The organism is Streptomyces sp. CB02366, assembly GCF_001905905.1.
Taxonomy (GTDB): Bacteria; Actinomycetota; Actinomycetes; order Streptomycetales; family Streptomycetaceae; genus Streptomyces.
In genome coordinates this window covers 1-2,597 of sequence record NZ_LIVT01000043.1, presented here as the reverse complement: position 1 = coordinate 2,597, position 2,597 = coordinate 1, and the positions used below count along the sequence as shown (strand labels likewise).

Sequence of the window (2,597 nt, the reverse complement as noted above, 5' to 3'; positions counted from 1 at the left end):
GCCAGGTCGACGGCGTCCACGGTGAAGACGGCCGCCCGCAACTGCTGCACGGGATGCTTCTGCTCATCGTGCTTCCCTTCCGGTAGCCCCAGAGGAAGCCCCCTGGGGAGGGGACTTGCGCCGGGAAGCCCCCGGCACAAGGTTCTGTGCGGGGCCCCACTCGGGGAAGCGATAGTCACTCTACGGGACGTTGGAGTTCTCGTTTGAGCGCTCCCACCTGCAACGTTGTGCGATCCCCTTCACGGATCAGGCATGAAAAAAGGGGGGAAAAATAAAGCGAAAGATCGTACTGGTATACGCCGGCGTTACGCGGAACCCTCCGTGCCGGAGAGGGGTCCGCGCCTCTGTGACCAGCTCACTTGCCAGCCGCCTGATGTAGGGGGCCGACCAGGAAAGCTCACAGAAGTGCAATTTTTTTGTCAAAGTCGATCAGGAAGCGCGTAGAATGCGAACAATTTTTCCGCCGGGATGGAACTGCTTTTCAGTGCAGTATTGCGACCGGAAAAGGTGCAGCGTGGGAATTCTGGCCGAAAAGATAGTCGATAATGTGGCTGAAATCGATCGGTGATGGCCGGTTGCCCCGCCACGACTGCATCGAGGTGGAGCGCCGTACAGGCGGTGCGGCGGGGCCGTGGCTGAGCAGGGCCCCGCGAAGCACGACGGGGCCAGGGGCTTGACGGGCCGGGGTGCAGCGGGCCTGACGGCCCTCATCCTGGTGGTCCCCGACACCGGGGGAGGGCTCCACGCCCGGTCGGCTCGTCGAAGACGCTGGAGCTGGGCGGAGAGGAAGCCTTACGGCGTTCAACTGCCGTGGCGGCAAATCGAGATACTGCGGGCATGACGACGAAGAAGAAGCGGCTCTCATGGCCCCTGATCGCGGCGGCGCTAGGGGTCACTGTGTTCGGGTTGCTGCTGTGGAAGGGGCCCTGGTGGTTCGACGGAGCTCACCTGCGCACCAAGGATCTCGAACCCGCCGACGGTGTTGTGATCACTGGCTTCCGGACTGCTCTGGTAGCCGTCGGTGTGGCACTGACCGCGGCGGTCGGCCTGATCTACACCCACCGCAACCACCAAGCGACCCTGGACCAACTGGAGCACACCCGGGCCAAGGACCGCGAACAAGCTGAGATGACCCGGGAATCGCAATACACCGACCTGTACGTCGACGCGATCAAGCTGCTGGCGACAAAGGATTCCCCCGACGGATCTGGCCTCACTGAGCGGCTGGGTGGCATTTACGCCCTGGAGCGGATCATGCGGGACTCGGAGAAGGACCAAGCGATGGTGGTTCAGATCCTGGCCGCGTTCGTACGCCAGCGGGCGCCCCGCGAGGACCCTGACGCTGAAGCGCTCGCCGGTCAGATTCACGGGACGTTGCGGCCTGCCGATGACGTGCAGGCGGCGCTGTCCGTTCTGGGCCGCAGGCCACGCAGGGACCAGAAGGAGGGGCGGATCGACCTTTCGTTCACGGACCTGTCCCGTGTTGATCTGATGCTGGGGAGATTCTCCTACGCCAGCTTTAAGGGGGCGAGGCTGCGCGACGCGTTCCTCGCCGGAACGAATTTCTTGAATGCTGACCTGGGAGGAGCTGATCTCCGCGGGGCTCAGCTGTCGTTCGCGGACCTTCGTGGAGCGAAATTGATCGTTAACGACGTCTCCAGCTGTCCCGCTGAGGCAAAGGTTGAAGCCGTGCAATTGCTGGACTCGAAGATTGATGGCAAGACGGTTCTGCCCCGCCAGGTGGCGGAGAATCCCCTGATCCTGGACAAGCTACGGAAGGAGGCGGAGTAGACCGTCGAGTCTCGTTAATTCTGTCGTCAGCGATTGGTTTGACCTGCGAATTTGGGTGGTTGTCTCGACGTTTCGCTGATGATTTCGTCCGACTTTTCCGTCAGATTCCTCGGGGTGGGAAACCTGCGGGGCTAGAGGACCCGGCGTACGTCCCAGTCGAACTTCGACCAGTACCCGGCGAGAGGGGTGGTCTCCACCCTCTTGCCGGGCCGGGGGGCGTGGATCATGGTGCCGTTGCCGATGTAGAGGCCGACGTGGCCCCAGTTGCCGTCGTTGTTGATGACGATGATGTCGCCGGGCTGGGCCGCGGTCCGGTCGACGGGGTTCCCCGATCCGCGCATCGTCTGCGACGTGCGGGGGAGGGTGATTCCGGCGGCCTTGTGGAAGGCGTAGACGAGGAGTCCGGAGCAGTCGAATCCGCCGCCGGTCGGCCCTGCGGTGTTGCCGCCGCCCCAGACGTAGGGCAGGCCGATCTGCTTGCGGGCGACGGCGATGACGTCCCCGGCGAGCCCACCGGCCGGCGCGCCGACAGGGACGCCGGCCACCGGTCCGGTCTGGTCGTAGGCGGTGACGTGCCCGGTGACCTTGTCGACGTACGCGGTCGACCGGTTGTACCGGAACACCGCCCTGCGCAGCTCGGCGGGGTTGGAGAGGTCGGCGGCGCCCGTGCCGCACAGGTAGGCGGCCGCGCCCAGGGCCGTGTCGTAGGCGTTGTGCGGGTCCTTGGCCCCGTCGCCGTTGCCGTCCTGCCCGCTGGGGCCCTCCCACGTCGAGGGGAGGAACTGCATCGGCCCCACCGCCCGGTC

General features: G+C 65.0%; 2 protein-coding genes. One reads left to right on the top strand and one right to left on the bottom strand.

Annotation, left to right across the window (positions count from 1 at the left end; all coding sequences use genetic code 11):
• Nucleotides 1–837: 837 nt before the first annotated feature.
• Nucleotides 838–1,791, top strand: a complete 954-nt coding sequence (locus AMK24_RS32485) for a pentapeptide repeat-containing protein (protein ID WP_073772458.1) — start codon at nucleotides 838–840, stop codon at nucleotides 1,789–1,791.
• A 131-nt stretch (nucleotides 1,792–1,922) separates the two neighbouring features.
• On the opposite strand, the gene AMK24_RS32480 is transcribed toward AMK24_RS32485, so the two are convergent.
• Nucleotides 1,923–2,597: C40 family peptidase (locus AMK24_RS32480; protein WP_199876561.1), on the bottom strand; the 675-nt coding region annotated here is incomplete at its 5' end.